We start from the raw sequence: 18465 nt of genomic DNA on the forward strand, positions 1-18465 counted from the left end.
ATTGGAGTGCAATCGGGATGAGTGGATGCTTCGGGTGCGCCGCATGGGCTCATGCCCATGCAAGCAGCCGGGGCGTCCAATCGCTCGATTTCACTCCAACCCTTCGGGCAAGTGCCTTGCCGGGCGGTCTGCGGCGTTGCGGCGCTTGCCAATAGCACGGGCTATTGGCTGCGCACCGCGCCTTGCATCCCATCCCAGCAAGGTACTTGTGCGACCCTGAGAAGAGCTTGAACAGGTTCTTTGGCTTACAGATAAAGCGCAACAAGCTATGACTTTGGTAGCAATCATTCTGGCCACACTGGCCGCTGGTATCGGCAGCGTGTGGCTGGCCGCCTTGCTCATGCGGCTGGGCCTGGGTGGGCGGAGCGACAGCGTGGGGCCGCAGCACCTGCTCAGCCTGGCCGCGGGTGCCTTGCTGGCCACGGCCTTCATGCACCTGTTGCCCGAGGCGTTCGAGAGCCAGGCGGGCGCCCACGACCTGTTTGCCACCCTGCTGGTGGGTGTGGTGTTCTTCTTTTTGCTGGACAAGGCCGAACTGTGGCACCACGGGCATGAGCACAGCCACGCAGAGACCGCTGCCCATAGCCATGCCCACCATGACCATGGCCACGAAACCGGCCATGACCACGGCCACGCGCACCACCACCACGGCCCGCGCTCGGGAGGCTGGGCGGTGCTCACGGGTGACAGCGTGCATTGTTTTGGCGACGGCATCCTGATTGCCTCGGCCTTCATGGCCGACATTCGCCTGGGGGTGATTGCCGCCGTGTCGGTGCTTGCGCATGAGGTGCCGCACCACATGGGCGACCTGGTGGTGCTGCGCCAGACCAGCCCCAACCGGCGCATGGCGCTGGTGAAGGTGTCGCTGGCGGGGGCCGTGACGGCGCTGGGCGGGGTGGTGGGCTACTTCCTGGTGGGGCAGCTGCAAGACTTCCTGCCGTACTTCCTGGCCGTGGCGTCGAGCAGCTTTGTGTACGTGGCGCTGGCCGACCTGATCCCCCAGCTGCAAAAACGCCTGACCGCGCGCGAAACCGTGTTGCAGATTGCCTGGCTGATTGCCGGCATGGCCGTGGTCACGCTGGTGAGCGGGGCGGCGCACGCGCACTGACGCCCTTGACCTGGCTCAAGGCCGTGCCGCACGGTTCTGCCATGCTGGGCCCATGACTGTCCCACACGCCACCCCCATCTCCCTGGGGCTGCTCGCCCAGCCCACGCGTTTCCTTTTCTTCACGGGCAAGGGCGGGGTGGGCAAGACATCGCTGTCCACGGCTGCGGCCATTGCCCTGGCAGATGCGGGCCGCCAGGTGCTGCTGGTCAGCACCGACGCGGCCTCCAACCTGGATGAAATGCTGGGCGTGCCGCTGTCCAACCAGCCAGTGGCCGTGCCCGGGGTGCCGGGGCTGCACATGCTCAACATCGATCCCGACACGGCCGCCGAGGCCTACCGCCAGCGTGTGCTGGCGCAGCTGGAGGCCACCGCCACCAGCGATGAACGCGCCACGGTGCGCGAGCAACTCTCGGGCGCCTGCACCACTGAGATCGCTGCATTTGACGAATTTGCCGCGCTGCTGGCCAGCGAGGGCAGTGACACCGGCCATGTGTTCGACCATGTGGTGTTCGACACGGCCCCCACCGGCCACACGCTGCGCCTGCTGAGCCTGCCCAAGGCCTGGACCGGATTCCTGGCCGGCAATGACCGGGGTGCCTCGTGCCTGGGGCCGCACTCGGGCCTCAAGATGCAGGAGGCTCGCTTCAACGCCGCCCTGGCCGCGCTGAGCGACCCGGCCCTGACCACCGTGGTGCTGGTCACCCGCCCCGACCCCCGACCCATGCAAGAGGCCGCGCGCACCGCGCTGGAGCTGCGCGCCCTGGGCCTGGCCAACCAGCGCCTGGCCATCAACGGCGTGTTCCATGCCAGCCGACTGGGGCAAGACGCGGTGGCCGACGCCATCGAGGCCCTGGGCCGTCAGGCCATGGACCAGATGCCCGATGCGCTGGCGCATTTGCCGCGCGACGAGGTGCCGCTGCGCGCCTTCGACACCGTGGGCCTGCCTGCGCTGCGGGCCTTGCTGGGTGGCGGCGATGTGACGTTGCGCGCGCCCACTGCCGCAGTGGGTGTGCCGTTGCAGGCGGAGCCCCTCGCCGCCCTTGCCGACGCGCTGGCCGCCAAGGGCCACGGCCTCATCATGGTGATGGGCAAGGGCGGCGTGGGCAAGACCACCATCGCCGCCGCGCTCGCTGTGGGCCTGGTGCAGCGTGGTCACAGCGTGCACCTCACCACCACCGACCCGGCGGCCCATGTACAAAGCCAGCTCGATGGCAGCCTGCCGGGCCTGAAGGTGGGGCGCATCGACCCGCACGCCGAGACCCAGGCCTACATCGACAAGATCATGGCCACACGCGGCAAGGCGCTGGACGACGCGGGCCGCGCCCTGCTGCTGGAAGACCTGCAATCGCCCTGTACCGAAGAGGTAGCCGTGTTCCACGCCTTCAGCCGCGTGGTGAACGAGGCCCGCAGCGCCTTTGTGGTGCTGGACACGGCGCCCACCGGCCACAGCCTGCTGCTGATGGACGCCACCGGCGCCTACCACCGGCAGATGACGCAGCAGTACGAAGGCAACGTGAACGCCAAGCACATCATCACGCCGCTGATGCGCTTGCAAGACGCCGACATGACCCATGTGGTCATCGTCACGCTGCCCGAGGTCACGCCCGTGAGCCAAGCCGCCGCGCTGCAGGACGACCTGCGCCGCGCCCGCATCGAGCCCTGGGCCTGGGTCATCAACAAAAGCGTGGCGGCCACCGGCACCAGCGACCCCTTGCTGCAGGCCCGGCTGGCGGGCGAGCAACAGCAGGCCGCGCGCATCGCCAGCGGTCTGGCGCAGCGTACCTACGTGCTGCCCTGGCTGGCACAGCCGCCTGTGGGCGTGGAGGCGCTGGGGCGGCTGGTGGCCGCACCGCCTGCAGTCACAGGAGATTTGCTATCTCATTGATAGCTGCTCAGGCATATGGAACTAGCACTGGCGGCCAAAATGGCTAAAAAAATATCTGTAGAGGTGTTCCAAGGCCCTCACAGGCCTGCGCAGCCCTCCTGCTAGCGCGCCAGCTCCTCGCGCACGGCCGCCACCTGCCGCCGCGACACCGCCAGCAGCTCGGTCGATCCCTGTAACCGCACCGCCCAGCCTTCGCCCTCCTCTGGGTCGTAGTGCTTTTCCAGCGCGCGCACGGCGCGGCGCGCCACCAGCGCATTGCGGTGGATGCGCAGGAAGCGCGGTGCAAACTTGGCTTCCAGCTCGCTCAGCGAGCCGTCCATGATGTAGCTGCGCGTGGTGGTGCGCACGGTCACGTATTTCTGCTCGGCCTTGAAGTACAGCACCTCGGTCAGCGGCAGGCGTTCGGTGCGGCCCCGGTCCTGGATCAGCAGGGTCTCGCCCTCGGGCAGGCTGGGCACGGCGCTGGGCCCTGCGGGGCGGCTGGTGCGCTGCACTTTGGCCAGGGCCTGCTGCAGGCGCTCACGGCGCACGGGTTTGGTCAGGTAGTCCACGGCATCCAGCTCGAACGCGCTCACTGCGTGGTCGGCGTGGGCCGTCACAAACACCACGGCCGGGGGCTGGGGCAGGGCCTGCAGTGCATGGGCCAGGGCCAGGCCGTCCTGGCCGGGCATGTGGATGTCCAGCAGCACCAGGTCGTACCCACGCCCCCCGGTGGGACCAAGCAGCGCCATGGTCTCGGCGGCGTTGGAGGCCTCTGCCACCGTGCAGCGCTGGATGTCCGAGCAGTCGGACAGCAGGGTGCGCAAGCGGCTGCGCGCCAGGGCTTCGTCGTCAACGATCAGGATGTTCATGGGGTTTGGAGGGGGTAGGTTCGGTCGGGGCCACCGCGCCTCGGCGGTAGCCGCCCCGCAGGTCGCCACGCCCGCGCAAGGGCGTGCGCGGGCGGGCGGCAGGGGTGGGGTCGGCGGCGGGCAGGGTGATGCGCACCTGGTACAGCCCGTCCTGCACGCCAGCGGTGAATTCGCCCTGCACGTCATGCAGCAAGGCCAGCCGCGCGCGCACGTTGGCCAGTGCGATGCCATGGCCCCGCGTGCTGGGCTCGTCGTGTTTGCCGGTTTTGCCCTCTTTGGGGGGCAGGGTGTTGGTGATGCGCACCACCACGCGGGTGCCGCGCAGCTCGGTCAGCACGCGCAGCTTGCCGCCCCGGGCGCTGGGCTCCACGCCATGTTTGACGGCGTTTTCCACCAGCGGCTGCAGCAGCAGCGGCGGCAGGCGCGCGCTGTCGGTGCGTGGGTCCAGGTTCCACTGCACCTGCAGTCGCTTGCCAAAGCGCACCTGCTCAATGCCCAGGTAGCGGCGCGCCAGGGTGATCTCCTCGGCCAGCGTGGTCGATTCGCCCTGCTCGATGAGGGCCACGCGGAACAGGTCCGACAGGTCTTCGAGCAGCGACTCGGCCTTGGCCGGCTCCTCACGCACCAGCGCAATGGCGCTGTTGAGTGTGTTGAACAAAAAATGCGGGCGGATGCGCGACTGCAGCTCGGTCAGGCGCGCCGTGGTGGCTGCCGGGGTGCGGCCGCGGGCGCGCAGCACCAGCGCAGCCACCAGCATGGCCGCCAGCAACGCGCCTGTCGCTGCGCTGGCCAGCCAGGGCGGCGATGCCGACAGGCCCACCAGCGCCAGCATGGCGCAGGCATAGGCACCGGCCACGGCCCCCAGCAGCACCCCGGCGGCATATTGCTGCGCGGTGGACAGGCGCTGCAGCACCGTCTTGAGGCTGCAGGCCGTGATCAGCCACACCAGCGTGGCCGGCAGCGCGCCGCCGGTCAGCAGCGCCAGGCTGGCCAGCCATTCGACGGGGCTGCCGGCGCCATACATGGCACCCACGCCCACCACCACCTCCACAAACAGCACCGCCCGCAGCACCACACCGACCTGGCACGCATCGAACACCAGGGCCCGCCCACGTGGCGGCTGCCCGCCAGGCCCGGCGCCCGCAGCGGCCCGCACGCTGCGCGCAGGCCTGTCTGGCAGGGCGGAATCCGGCGGCGGGGGCTGGGTCGATAAAATTTGGGTGTTTTGCATTGCGGCATCCGGACAGTCCGGGTGTCTGAACCACCGGATTATTGCCCTCCTTATGTCCAAAGCCCAAGCCACCAGCGCCGACTCTGCGCCGTCCCACAACCAGCTCGACACCAAGGCCCAGGCCTGGTCGGCGCTGTTTTCCGAGCCCATGAGCGACCTGGTCAAGCGCTACACCTCCAGCGTTTTCTTCGACAAGCGCCTGTGGCAGGCCGACATTGCAGGCAGCCTGGCGCATGCCGAAATGCTGGCCGCGCAGGGCATCATCAGTGCCGAAGACCACGCCTCCATCCAGCGCGGCATGGCCCAGATCACGTCGGAAATCGAGTCCGGCGCCTTCGAGTGGAAGCTGGACCTGGAAGACGTGCACCTGAACATCGAAGCCCGCCTGACGCAGCTGGTGGGCGACGCTGGCAAGCGACTGCACACCGGCCGCAGCCGCAACGACCAGGTGGCCACCGACGTGCGCCTGTGGCTGCGCGGCGAGATCGACCTGATCGGCGACCTGCTCAAAGAGCTGCAGGTGTCGCTGGTCGATGTGGCCGAGCAGAACGTCGAGGTGATCCTGCCCGGCTTCACCCACCTGCAGGTGGCCCAGCCCGTGAGCTTTGGCCACCACATGCTGGCCTACGTGGAGATGTTCAAGCGCGACGCCGAGCGTATGGCCGACGTGCGCCGCCGCACCAATGTGCTGCCGCTGGGCAGCGCGGCCCTGGCCGGCACCACCTACCCACTGGACCGCGAGCGCGTGGCCAAGACGCTGGGCATGGTGGATGCGAACGGCTCCCCCGTGGTGTGCCAGAACAGCCTGGACGCCGTGAGCGACCGCGACTTCGCCATCGAATTCACCGCTGCCGCCAGCCTGTGCATGGTGCACGTGAGCCGCCTGTCCGAAGAACTCATCATCTGGATGAGCCAGAACTTCGGCTTCATCAAGATTGCGGATCGCTTCACCACTGGCTCGTCGATCATGCCGCAGAAGAAAAACCCCGACGTGCCCGAACTCGCGCGCGGCAAGACGGGCCGCGTGGTCGGTCACCTGATGGGCCTGATCACGCTGATGAAGGGCCAGCCCCTGGCCTACAACAAGGATAACCAGGAAGACAAAGAACCGCTGTTCGACACCGTGGACACGCTCAAGGACACGCTGCGCATCTTCGCCGAGATGGTCGGCGGCCAGTTGAACCCCGCCACGGGCAAGAATGAGGGCGGCATCACCGTCAACGCCCAGGCCATGGAGCAGGCCGCACTCAAGGGCTATGCCACGGCCACCGACCTGGCCGACTACCTGGTCAAGAAGGGCCTGCCCTTCCGCGATGCGCACGAGACGGTGGCCCACGCCGTGAAGGCGGCCACCACCCATGCGTGTGACCTGTCGGAGCTGCCCCTGACCGTGCTGCAGGGCTTTCACCCCGCCATCGAGAAGGATGTGTACGAGTGCCTGAGCCTGCGGGGCTCGCTCAACGCCCGCAACACGCTGGGCGGCACGGCCCCGGCGCAGGTGCGTGCCCAGCTGGCGCGCCACCGCGCCCGCCTGGCCTGATCTTTGCACCGCCTGTTGACCCTCTACCCTGGAGCTTTTTCATGACAACTTCTCGCCGCAGCCTGCTGTCCCGCCTTGTGCGCACGGGTGCTTTTGTGGGGGCCGCGCTGGCCGTGGGCCTGGCGTCTGCCCAGCAGGCCAAGCCCATCCGCCTGCTTGTGGGTTTTCCGCCCGGCGGCGGTACGGACGCCATCGCGCGCACGCTGTCCGAGAAGCTCAAGGATGAGCTGGGCCAGCCTGTGGTGGTCGAAAACCGCCCCGGCGCGGGCGGCCAGATTGCCGCGCAGGCACTCAAGGCCTCGGCGCCCGACGGCACCACGCTGTTCCTCACGCACGACCACACCATCTCCATCCTGCCCCAGGTGGTGAAGAACCCCGGCTACGAACCCGCGCGCGACTTTGTGGCGGTGGGCGGTTTTGCCACGTTTGTGAATGCGTTTGCCGTGTCGGGCGGTACGCCGGCCAAGTCGTTCACCGAATACGTGCAGTGGGTCAAGACGGCCGGTGGCAGCAAGGGCGCGGTGGGCATTCCTGCGCCAGCTTCCACTCCAGAGTTTCTGGTCAAGCTGGTCGGGCAAAAGTACCAGCTGGACCTGGTCTCGGCGCCGTACCGGGGCAGCGCCCCCATGATGGCCGACATGCTGGGCAACCAGATCAGCGCGGGCGTGGCCTCGGTGCAGGACTTCATGGAAAACCACAAGGCCGGCAAGGTGCGCGTGGTGGGCGTGCTGGGCACCAAGCGCCAGGCCTCCATGCCCGACGTGCCCACGTTCGACGAGATGGGCCTCAAGGGCTTTGAAGACCTGCCGTACTACGGCATCTACGCACCCACCGGAACGCCGCAAAAGTTCATCACCGACTTCTCGAACGCGCTGGCCAAGGTGGTGGCCCAGCCCGATGTGCGCGAGCACCTCACCGCCATGGGCCTCACGGTGGGCTACATGTCGCCCCAGCAGCTGGCCACGCGCGAGAAGGCCTACACCGAGGCCTGGACGCGCATCATCAAGACCAGCGGGTTTGTAGCGCAATAAAGGACGGGGAGGGCTGCTGCGAAGCCGCCTGACCCCAGCCCCCCTCCGCATTCGCATCACCGGCGGTGTTTGCTGTGCGTATGGTACGTGCGGTACGTGCCGTGGGGCTGTGGCCACAAGGGGCCGTCTCACCGACCGGCTGGGTGTCTCCAAAGCGGCCGCCGTGCGCAGTCGGTGCTGGCCGGTCTGCACAGACCATGGCACCATCCGGCACCCATCCCGGACCTCATTCATGCCCACCAGCCGCCTCCCTTCGAACTGGATCCATCACCGGTACCTGCCCCTCGTGGTGGGTGTGTGCAGCAGCACACTGGCCGCCTTGCTGGCCTGGGTGGTCATCGATATCTCTCACACCAAGGCGCGGGCCGAGATTGCTGCGCAGGCGCAAAGCCACCTGCTGCAGATCCGCGACCGCCTGGACAGGCAATTGCAAAGCACGCTGTCGGTGCCCGAAACGGTGTCCGCCTTCATTGCCGCACAGGGCAGCATGTCGCCCGACATCTTTGCCACCGTGGTGGGCCGCCTGCTGGAGCACCAGCGCAATATCCGCAACCTGGCTCTGGCGCCCGACAACGTCATCAGCGATGTGTACCCGCGCGTGGGCAATGAGCGAGCGATTGGCCTGCGGTACCTGGACAACCCGCAGCAGCGTGGAGCGGTGGAGCGGGCCATCCAGACCCGCCGCACTGTCGTTGCGGGTCCCATTCCGCTGGTGCAAGGGGGGCTCGGCATCATCAGCCGCACGCCGGTGTTTCTGGCGCATCCGCCGGGGCGTGCACCGGTGGGTGGGCCCCGTTACTGGGGCATCGTGTCGCTCACCGTCAATGCCGACACCCTGTTCGCCGACGTGGGCCTGAACTCGGACCAGATGGGTTTTCAGGTGGCGGCACGTGGACTGGACGCCATGGGCGCGCAGGGCGCGGTGTTCATCGGCCGCCCTCAGTTGTTCGACGAGGAGCCGGCCACGCTCGATGTGCCCTTGCCGGGTGGCGGCAGCTGGATCCTGGGCGCGGTCCCCACGGGCGGGTGGGGGGCTGCAGGCCGTGCACCCGCGCTGGTGGTGATGCTGGCCTATGCGTTCGCGCTGGTGCTGGGGCTGTTGAGCGCTCGGCTGGTGCGCGCCCACCAGCAGGTGCTGGCGCTGGCCAGCCATGACCGCCTGACGGGGCTGCCCAACCGGCGCCTGTTTGAAGACCGCTTGTCGCAGGCGGTGCTGACGGCCTACCGTGACCACCGTGCGGGCGCATTGCTGCTGGTGGACCTGGATGGTTTCAAGGCGGTCAATGACAGTCTGGGGCACGGCAGTGGCGATCAGGTGCTGGTGCGTGTGGCGCAGCGTCTGGCCGGGCTGGCCCGTGCCAATGACACCGCCGCCCGCCTGGGCGGCGACGAATTTGCACTGGTGTTGAACGCTGTGGCGTCCCCGGAGGCCGCCATGGAACTGGCCCACAAGGTGCTGGCAGCGCTGGTGGCGCCCATTGGACTCGACAGTGGCCAACACGTGCTGACCGGCGCAAGCGTTGGGGTCGCTTTGTTCCAGGGCCCTGCTGTGGAATCCATGCCCGCGCTCATGGACCGGGCGGACCGGGCGCTGTACACCAGCAAGCGCAGCGGCAAAGGGCTGGCCACATTGGCCGAAGCCCCCGGCGCTGCAGAGTTGCCGCAGGAGACCCCGCCGCCCTTGGCCTGAGAAGCATGTTTGCATCGGAATCAAGCAAAAATAGCTGCAGGCGCTAGTGCATAAAGCGCTTGCAGCTATATTTTTAGGAGCGTTTGCTGCCACAGGGCCTGTCGTCGTGCAGCCCCGCAACCCGGTCACAGCATGGCCGTGCGCTGCTGCTCGGCGCGCGATGCGCCAATGGCGGTCTCCACGTTCTTGACCTCCTCGGGCGGGGGCAGCACGGCAGGCATGCCCAGGGCCTGAATGGCCAACTCGCGGCACCAGCCTTTGGTGTGGTACAGGTGGTGGTCCTCGTCTTTTTCCACGGCCTTGTGCGCTACCTTGAGGGTGTGGCCCACATCGCCCGTGGCCACCTTGGCGACCTGGCCCAGCAGCTCCCAGTTGGCGTGGTCCTTGGTCTCTGCGTGCACCACACATTCGCAGGCCACCAGCTGTGCAGCGTCGGGGCTGCCAGACTTTTTGGCCAGCTGCATCGCCTGCACCAGGGACGTGCCAATGTGCTTGACCACGGCCCGCGTGGGCGACTGCGTATCGGGGTCCAGGCCCAGCGCATCGCAGATGCCGCGCACCACGTTCTGGTGCGCCAGCGTTTCTTCCAGATAACCTTGCCATTCCTTCTTCAGGTCGGGGTTGATGGCGCATGTGAGGGCGGTGCGGTACACCTGTTCGCCGCCGAGTTCGGTCTCCATCATCTGCAGGACGAGGTCGTCGAGTTGGTGGCTGTCGTAGTGGCTTTTGGGCATGGGGGCTCCTTGGGGTGGTGGGGTGAACGAAAAGGTGGGGCTTCAGGCCAGCGTGCGCACTTTGGGTTCGCGCTCCCACTGGCGGGTCTGGGCAGCGGCGATGAAGCCCTGGGCGTCGGCCGGGTCCACTACGCCTGCATCGGGCTCGATGCCACCTGCCTGCAGGATGGCCCGGGTGCCCTTGCAGGCGGCAATGGCCTTGAGGTGGCCGAACGCGTCGCGGAACCAGTCGACGGCCGCCGCCTCCTTGGCCAGATGTGCGCCCATGTCGGGCGACAGGATGGAGGCCACGGCGTCAAACACCACCGATGGCGTGCCCACCAGCTGGCCATCGGCGGGCAGCAGCGTGCCGTCTTTCAGCACGGCACCGCCCACCTTGGGGGCCACGATCTTCACGGTGGCGCCGACTTTCTCCAGCGCCTTGCGCAGGTTGGTCACCGAGGCGCCGTTGGAGCCGTCGGCCACCAGAATGCCGATGGAGCGGCCCTGCAGCGTGGGCTTCATGCGGTCGATGATGCGCAGGGCGGGCGACAGGGGCAGGTCCTGCACCGGCTCGGTGGTGGCCGGGGCAGGGGGCAGTGCCGGCAGCCCCAGGCCGTCGGCCACGCGCTGGGCCAGGTCTGCGTCCACATGCAGCAGATGGCCCACCACCGCTTCGCGCACATGGGGTGTGCCGACCTTGGACAGCTCGAACACCAGCGCCGAGGCCATGTGGGCCTGCTCCAGCGGGCTCTGGCTGCGGTAGAACATGCGCGCCTGGCTGTAGTGGTCGGCAAAACTCTCGGCCCGCACGCGGCCCTTCACGCCATCGTCGGCCTGCGCGAAGTGGCGAAAGCCTTGCGCGAGCGAGGCGCGGGGCGTGTCAGGCTGCAGGCTGCTGGGTTCGTAGTTGACGCGGCCCTTGGGCACCTGCATCTGCATGTGCCCGTCGCGCTGCATGTTGTGGAACGGGCACTTGGGGGCATTGATGGGGATCTGCGCAAAGTTGGGCCCGCCCAGGCGCGACAGCTGTGTGTCCAGGTACGAGAACAGGCGGCCCTGCAGCAGGGGGTCGTTGCTGAAGTCGATGCCGGGCGGCACGTTGGCGGGGCAGAACGCCACCTGCTCGGTCTCGGCAAAAAAATTGTCGGGCCAGCGGTTGAGCACCATGCGGCCAATGGGCTGCAGGGGCACCAGTTCTTCGGGGATGAGCTTGGTGGGGTCGAGATGGTCAAACGGGAAGCGTTCGGCATCCTGCTCAGTGAACAGCTGCACCGACAGCTCCCACTCGGGAAAGTCGCCCGCCTCGATGGCTTCGAACAGGTCGCGCCGGTGGTAGTCGTTGTCGGCAGATTGCAGCTTGACGGCCTCGTCCCACACGGTGGACTGGATGCCCAGCTTGGGCCGCCAGTGGAACTTCACAAACGTGCTCTCGCCCGCCGCGTTCAGCAGGCGGAAGCTGTGCACGCCAAAACCTTCCATCATGCGCAGGCTGCGGGGAATGGTGCGGTCGCTCATGGCCCACATCACCATGTGCAGGGTTTCGGGCATCAGCGAGACAAAGTCCCAGAAGGTGTCGTGCGCGCTGGCCGCCTGCGGAAAGCCCCGGTCGGGCTCCATCTTCACGGCGTGCACCAGGTCCGGGAACTTCATCGCGTCCTGGATGAAGAACACGGGGATGTTGTTGCCCACCAGGTCCCAGTTGCCTTCTGGCGTGTAGAACTTGACGGCAAAGCCGCGCACGTCGCGCGGCGTGTCCACCGAGCCTGCGCCCCCGGCTACGGTCGAAAAGCGGGTGAATACAGGGGTCTGTACACCGATGTCGGTCAGCACCTTGGCGGTGGTGTACTTCTTGAGCGAGTGCGTGAGTTCAAAGAAACCATGGGCTGCCGTGCCCCGTGCATGCACGATGCGCTCGGGAATGCGTTCATGGTCAAAGTGCGTGATCTTCTCGCGCAGGATGAAGTCTTCGAGTAGCGTGGGGCCGCGCGGCGCAGTGCGCAGCGAGTTCTGGTTGTCGGCAACCGGAATACCCTGCTGCGTGGTCAGCACCGGGTGTTTGCCGCCCGCCTGTTGCTGCAGCTCGCCCGCGTTGCCGCGAAAGTTATCGGACTGGGTGGAAGAAGGCAGGGCAGACGGCGATTTGTGGGCCGCGCTGCGCGAGGTAGGGGGTCGTGCCATGGGCGCTCCTGGGTGGTGCGTGGGGTAAAACGAAGCCACCATCTTTGGGCGCTGAGCGTTCCCAGCGGGTAGGACATGGCCCCATCGGCGCGTCGTCGGGCGCGCGTGATGACGGCTTGCCCGGCCGATACGTAAGTGCTTGCAACACACACCCGGGCGACATGGCACTTTGTTACGCTTGCTGGTTCCTTCGGAGGGGATAGCGTGAACGCAAAAAAATGGATGTTGGCCGCCAGCCTGTCTCTGGTGGCCTGGGGGGCCCAGGCCCTGCAGATCACCAGCTTCTCGCCCCAGGGCGAGGTGGCGCGCGTGCGCCAGGTGGTGGCCAAGTTCGACGCTGCTGCGGTCAATTTTGGGGACCCCAAGGCGGCCACACCCCTGAGCCTGAGCTGCAGCGACGCCAGTGTGACCAAGGGCACGGGCCGCTGGACTGGCGAGCGCGAGTGGGTGTTTGACTTCGAGCGCGACCTGCCGCCAGGCGTGCGTTGCACCGCCAGCGTCAAGCCGGGCTTCAAATCGCCCGCTGGCGCAGAACTGACGGGCGCCAAGAGCTATCAGTTCAATAGCGGCGGGCCATTTGTGCAGAACCTCCGCCCCAGCACCTACGAGCAGATCGACGAAGAGCAGTTCTTTGTGCTGTTCCTCAATGGTCCGGCCACCACGGCCAGCGTGCAGAGCAACGTGTGGTGCACGGCCGAAGGCGTGGGCGAGCGCATCCCCGTGCGTTTGATCGAGGGGGCGCAGCGCGCCGAAATCCTCAAGGGCCTGGGCCTGGAGAAAGACGCAGCACGCGAGCCCCTGTCCTTTGCCACGCTGGCCTGCAACCGCCGGTTCACCTCGGGCTCGCGCATGCAGATCGTGTTCGGCAAGGGGGTGGCCACCCCCAGCGGAGTCGCCAACACGGTGGAAAAACGCTTTGACTTCAAGGTGCGTGAGCCGTTTTCGGCCGAGTTCAGCTGCGAGCGCGAAAACGCCCAGGCAGCCTGCCTGCCGATCCGGCCGATGATGCTGTCGTTCAACGCGCCCGTGCCGCGCAAGCTGGCGGCTGCCATTCGCCTCAAGTCCGCCAAGGAAACCCTCAAGCCCCAGATCGATGGCGGCGCAGAAGGTGCCCAGGCCGATGCCCTGGTCAACAGCCTGCAGTTCAACGCGCCGCTGGCCGAGAACACCGCTTTCACCATCGAGCTGCCCAAGGACTTCAAGGACGCCTCGGGCCGCGCGCTGCGCAATGCGGACAACTTCCCGCTCAAGGTGTCCACTGGCGGCATGCCGCCGCTGGCCAAGTTTGCAGCGGCGCCTTTTGGCATCGTGGAGCGTTTTGCCGAAGGCCCCGCGTCGGACAATCCGCCTGCGCTGCTGCCCGTGACGCTGCGCAACGTGGAGGCTGCCCTGCGTGTGCAGGGCCTGCAAGCGGGTGTTGCGACAGCCACCGCACCGGCGGGCAAGGTGAGCACGCTCAAGCCCCGCACCGACGCGGACATCATTGCCTGGTTTCGCAAGGTGCAGCGCTATGACAGTTACGTGGTCAACCGCAAGCAGGCGCGCCAGGACGTGACCGGCCCCCTGCCCAAGGTGCTGGATGACGACAAGGAATACGTGCAGTCGCGCATGCTGTCGCTGCTGGCAGGCAAGGGCGGCGTCAAGACGCTGGACCTGCCCAAGCCATCGAGCAACGACCCGCGCCCGTTCGAGGTGGTGGGCATTCCGCTCACACCCGGCTTCCATGTGGTGGAGATCGCGTCGCAAAAGCTCGGCGCCTCGCTGCTGGACGACCGCCATGGCGAAGGCCGCACGATGTACGTGCGCACCTCGGCGCTGGTGACCAACCTGGGCGTGCATTTCAAGCTGGGCCGCGAAAACGCCATGGCCTGGGTCACCACGCTGGACAAGGGCCAGCCCGTGCAGGGCGCCACGGTGCGCGTGTCGGACTGCCGAGGCAACGAACTGGCGCAGGCCGTGACCGACGCACAGGGTATTGCCCGTGTGGAGGGCCTTTCGTCCGAACCGCCCGGCTGCAATTCCAATTCTGAGGACGAGGTCGGCCAGTCGTACTTTGTGAGCGCGCGCCACAAGGGGGTGGATGGCGTGGAGGACATGGCCTTCACCTGGAGCGACTGGCAGCGGGGCATTGAGCCCTGGCGCTTCAATGTGCCCACCAGCCGGGCACCCTCGCCGGACGAGCGCGTCCACACCATCTTTGATCGCACGCTGTTCCGCGCGGGCGAAACCGTGTCGATGAAGCACCTTCTGCGCGCTGAAACGCGCCAGGGTTTTGCCCTGTCGGCATCGCGTCCCGACACCCTCGTCATCACCCACCTGGGCAGCGGCCAGCAGTTCACCCAACCCCTGGTGTGGCGCGGCACGGCCACCGGGGGGCTCAGTGCGCAAAGCACCTTTGCGATTCCGCCCGCTGCCAAGCTGGGCGTGTACCAGGTCGAGCTGGGGGGCAACGGCACGGTGAATGGCAGCCTGGCGTCGGGCTCGTTCCGCGTGGAGGAGTTCCGCCTGCCCGTGCTGGAAGGCCGCATCGCCCCGGTCGAGAAAAAGGCGCTGGTGCGCGTGCGTTCGGTGCCCACCGACGTGCAGATCAACTACGTGGCCGGTGGCGGCGCGGCCAACCTGCCGGTGCGCGTGTCGGCCCTGGTGCGCGGCAAGTCCCTGGAGTTCAGCGACTACGACACCTTCCGCTTCAACCCGCCCCGCAAGCGCGAGCAGAGCAGCGCCAACAGCGACGACGAAGAGGCCACCGCCAGCCAGGACGCGCGCGTGATTGCCGACAAGCTGCCGCTCACCCTCGACAAGAACGGTGCGGGCAAGGTCACCATCGACAATATGCCCCAGGCCCGCCAGCCGCAGGAACTGCTGCTGGAGGCCACCTACGCTGACCCCAATGGCGAGGTGCAGACCATTCGCAGCACGCAGACGCTGTGGCCCTCCGGTGTGGTGGCAGGCATCAAGACCGAGGGCTGGGTGTCTGCGCGCCAGAAGATCCGCTTCCAGGCGCTGGCGCTGCAGCACAACGGCAAGCCTGCGGCCGACACCTCGCTGCAGGTGCAGGCCATGGCCCGCATCACCACCACCACGCGCAAGCGCATGGTGGGTGGCTTCTACAGCTACGACAACCAGACCGATACCAAGGACCTGGGCACACTGTGCAGCGGCAAAAGCGACGCGCGCGGCCTGTTGCTGTGCGAGGCCAAGCTCGACGAGGCGGGCGAGGTGGAGCTGGTGGTCACGGCCACGGACAAGGACGGCAACACCAGCGTGGCCGCTTCGTCGGTGTGGGTCACGCGCCAGGGCGAGCTGTGGTTTGGCGGCGAAGACCACGACCGCATCGATCTGCTGGCCGAGAAGAAGAGCTACCAGCCCGGCGAGACCGCCAAGTTCCAGGTGCGCATGCCGTTCCGCTTTGCCACGGCCCTGGTGGCCGTGGAACGTGAGGGCATCATCGACACGCAGGTGGTGCAGCTCAACGGCCAGGACCCCACAGTGAGCCTGAAGGTGCAGCCCGACTGGGGACCCAATGTCTACGTGAGCGTGCTGGCCTTGCGGGGGCGCCTGCGCGAGGTGCCGTGGTACAGCTTCTTCACCTGGGGTTTCAAGGCGCCGCGCGAGTGGTGGACCTCGTTCTGGTACGAAGGCAAGGAATACCAGGCGCCCACGGCGCTGGTGGACTTGTCCAAGCCCGCCTACCGCCTGGGCGTGGCTGAAATTCGCGTGGGCACGCAGGCCCACCAGATCGATGTGAAGGTGCAGGCTGACAAGGAGAGCTATGCCGTGCGCGGCAAGGCCCAGGTCACCATCACCGCCACGCTGCCGGGCGGCAAGCCCGCCGCCAATGCCGAAGTGGCCCTGGCCGCTGTGGACCAGGCGCTGCTGGAGCTGATGCCCAACAACAGCTGGAACCTGCTCGAAGCCATGCTGCAGCGCCGCAGCTGGGGTGTGGAGACATCGACCGCGCAGATGGAAATCATCGGCCGGCGCCACTACGGCAAGAAGGCCGTGCCCGCCGGCGGCGGTGGGGGCAAGTCGCCCACGCGCGAGCTGCTGGACACCCTGCTGCTGTGGGAGCCCGCGCTCAAGCTCGACGCCAACGGCCAGGCCAAGGTCACCGTGCCGCTCAACGATGCGCTGACCACCTTCAAGATCGTGGCGGTGGCCGATGCGTCCACCGGGCTGTTTGGCACCGGCAGCACCAGCATCCGCGCCACGCAGGACCTGCAGATCATCAGCGGCCTGCCGCCGCTGGTGCGCGAGGACGACCAGTTCCGCGCGCAGATCACGCTGCGCAACACCACCAAGGCCGCCATGAAGGTGGAGGTGGCACCACGCGCCACGCTGCTGGACCTGAAGTCGCAGACCATCGATATACCGGCGGGAGAGGCGCGTGAGGTGGCCTGGGACGTGACGGCCCCAGCGCAGCTGGCGCAGACGCGCGCCGAGGCCATCCTGTGGGAGATCGAAGCCAAGGACCAGGTCAGTGGTGCCCGCGACGCCCTCAAGGCCCGCCAGCGCATCGTGCAGGCGGTGCCGCTCACCGTGCAGCAGGCAACGCTGGTGCAGGTGGACGGTAGCTACAACCTCGATGTGAACCCACCTGCCGACGCATTGCCCGGCCGGGGCGGCCTCAAGATGTCGCTGCAGCCCAAGCTGGCCGAAGGCCTGCCCGGGGTGCGCGACTGGTGGGCGCGCTACCCGTTTGCCTGCCTGGAGCAAAAGACCAGCAAGGCCGTGGGCCTGCGTGATGGCGCGCTGTGGCAGACCGTGGTGGCGCAGTTGCCCACCTACCTCGACAGCGATGGCCTGGCCAATTACTTCCCGCCGCGCGATGGCGACGCCAACCGGGGCAGCGACACCCTGACGGCCTATGTGCTGGCCGCCACGCACGAGGCCGCCAGCATCAACCCCGCGTTTGCCTTGCCCGACGAGGCCCGCGCGCCCATGGAGCGTGGCCTGATCGCGTTTGTGGAAGGCCGCATCCAGCGCAACTTCTGGAGCCCGCGCAAGGACCTGGACATGCGCAAGGTGGCTGCGCTCGAAGCGCTGTCGCGCTACGGCAAGGCCCAGGGCCGCATGGTCAGTAGCATCACCATCGCGCCCAACCAGTGGCCCACCCACACGGTGATCGACTGGGTGAATGTGCTTAAGCGCGTGGCCGATGTGCCCGAGCGCGACAAGCGCCTGGCCGAGGCGATGCAGATCCTGCGCGGCCGCCTGTCGTTCCAGGGCACCAAGCTCATCTTCAGCAACGAGCAGGACGACTACTGGTGGTGGCTGATGCAGAACGGCGACGTGAACACTGCCCGCCTGATGCTGGCCGTGATGGACGACCCGGCCTGGAAGGACGACATGGGCCGCCTGGCCAACGGTTTCATCAGCCGCCAGCAGGCAGGCGCCTGGCACACCACCACGGCCAACCTGTGGGGCGGCCTGGCGTTGGAAAAATTCAGCGCCAAGTTCGAGGCCACAGCCGTGTCGGGCACCACCAAGGCCAGCATGGGTGGCAACACCGCCAGCGTGGACTGGAGCAAGGTGGACCGCGTGAAGGCGTCGGACGCCACCGGCGCTCCCAACCAGATCACCTGGTTTGGCGCCCCTGCATCGCCCGGCAACCTGAAGAACAACGGCATGTTCCTGCCCTGGAGCAAGGCGGGCGGCAAGGAGCAGCTGGCCGTCGCGCACCAGGGCCCGGGCAAGCCTTGGCTCACGCTGCAGTCGGTGGCGGCCATTGATCTCAAGGCGCCGTTCGCGGCGGGCTATGCGATCAAGAAGACCATCACCCCGGTGGAGCAGGCCAACAAGTCGCTGCCCGCCGGCCAGTACACACGCGGCGACGTGCTGCGCGTGACGCTGGAGGTCAACGCCACGGCCGACATGACCTGGGTGGCCATCACCGACCCCATCCCGGGCGGGGCCACCATCCTGGGCAGCGGCCTGGGTCGCGATTCCGAGATCGCCACGCAGGGCGAAAAGAAGAGCGGCGCTGGCTGGCCCGCGTTCGAGGAGCGCAGTTTTGAGTCCTTCCGCAGCTACTACGAGTACCTGCCCAAGGGCACCGTCAAGATGGAGTACACCGTGCGGCTGAACAACGCGGGCGACTTTGCGCTGCCACCGAGCCGGGTCGAGGCCATGTACGCGCCCGAGATGTTTGGCGAGTCGCCCAACGCACGGGTGAAGGTGCAGGTGGCCAAATAAGTCGCCACACCCCAACGCCACTTCGTCATAACGTCGCCAT

10 protein-coding genes are annotated in these 18465 nt (G+C 67.4%); 6 read left to right on the top strand and 4 right to left on the bottom strand.

Translation table 11 applies throughout. The annotated features are described in order from the left end of the window. Positions 1-268 precede the first annotated feature (268 nt). A complete protein-coding gene (locus ACTJKQ_RS05080) occupies positions 269-1108 on the top strand; it encodes a ZIP family metal transporter (protein ID WP_056747512.1) in 840 nt (279 codons plus the stop codon). Positions 1109-1160: 52 nt separating this feature from the next. Further along, positions 1161-2993 carry an arsenical pump-driving ATPase gene (arsA, locus tag ACTJKQ_RS05085; protein WP_440596217.1) on the top strand — a complete coding sequence of 611 codons (1833 nt, stop codon included), beginning with the start codon at positions 1161-1163 and terminating at the stop codon, positions 2991-2993. Between the two features lie 101 nt (positions 2994-3094). Here arsA and ACTJKQ_RS05090 read toward each other — a convergent pair whose 3' ends face one another. Together ACTJKQ_RS05090 and ACTJKQ_RS05095 are read right to left on the bottom strand one after the other, a co-directional pair. Further along, on the bottom strand, positions 3095-3844 hold the full coding sequence (locus ACTJKQ_RS05090) for a LytR/AlgR family response regulator transcription factor (protein WP_056061176.1): 750 nt from the start codon (positions 3842-3844) through the stop codon (positions 3095-3097). After that, the gene (locus ACTJKQ_RS05095) at positions 3825-5075 is read right to left on the bottom strand and encodes a sensor histidine kinase (RefSeq protein WP_099729638.1); all 1251 of its coding nucleotides are present in this window, start codon (positions 5073-5075) and stop codon (positions 3825-3827) included. Before ACTJKQ_RS05095 ends, ACTJKQ_RS05090 begins: the two co-directional genes overlap by 20 nt. A 52-nt stretch (positions 5076-5127) precedes the next feature. On the opposite strand from ACTJKQ_RS05095, the gene argH reads away from it, so the two are divergent. From argH to ACTJKQ_RS05110, 3 genes are all read left to right on the top strand, one after another. Then, positions 5128-6615 carry an argininosuccinate lyase gene (argH, locus tag ACTJKQ_RS05100; protein ID WP_440596218.1) on the top strand — a complete coding sequence of 496 codons (1488 nt, stop codon included), beginning with the start codon at positions 5128-5130 and terminating at the stop codon, positions 6613-6615. A 41-nt stretch (positions 6616-6656) separates the two neighbouring features. Beyond that, a complete protein-coding gene (locus tag ACTJKQ_RS05105; protein WP_099729640.1) occupies positions 6657-7646 on the top strand; it encodes a Bug family tripartite tricarboxylate transporter substrate binding protein in 990 nt (329 codons plus the stop codon). 232 nt (positions 7647-7878) lie between these two features. Then, positions 7879-9336 (top strand): diguanylate cyclase domain-containing protein, encoded by a 1458-nt coding sequence (locus ACTJKQ_RS05110; protein WP_440596219.1) that lies wholly within the window; start codon positions 7879-7881, stop codon positions 9334-9336. Between the two features lie 125 nt (positions 9337-9461). On the opposite strand, the gene ACTJKQ_RS05115 is transcribed toward ACTJKQ_RS05110, so the two are convergent. Beyond that, complete coding sequence (locus tag ACTJKQ_RS05115) at positions 9462-10070, bottom strand: hypothetical protein (RefSeq protein ID WP_056061194.1); 609 nt, start codon at positions 10068-10070, stop codon at positions 9462-9464. A 42-nt stretch (positions 10071-10112) separates the two neighbouring features. Further along, positions 10113-12230 carry a catalase gene (locus ACTJKQ_RS05120; protein WP_440596220.1) on the bottom strand — a complete coding sequence of 706 codons (2118 nt, stop codon included), beginning with the start codon at positions 12228-12230 and terminating at the stop codon, positions 10113-10115. 222 nt (positions 12231-12452) lie between these two features. On the opposite strand from ACTJKQ_RS05120, the gene ACTJKQ_RS05125 reads away from it, so the two are divergent. After that, a complete protein-coding gene (locus ACTJKQ_RS05125) occupies positions 12453-18425 on the top strand; it encodes an alpha-2-macroglobulin family protein (RefSeq protein ID WP_440596337.1) in 5973 nt (1990 codons plus the stop codon). Positions 18426-18465 lie beyond the last annotated feature (40 nt).

It is taken from the genome of Acidovorax sp. 22279, assembly GCF_052045435.1.
Lineage (GTDB): Bacteria > Pseudomonadota > Gammaproteobacteria > Burkholderiales > Burkholderiaceae_C > Acidovorax > Acidovorax delafieldii.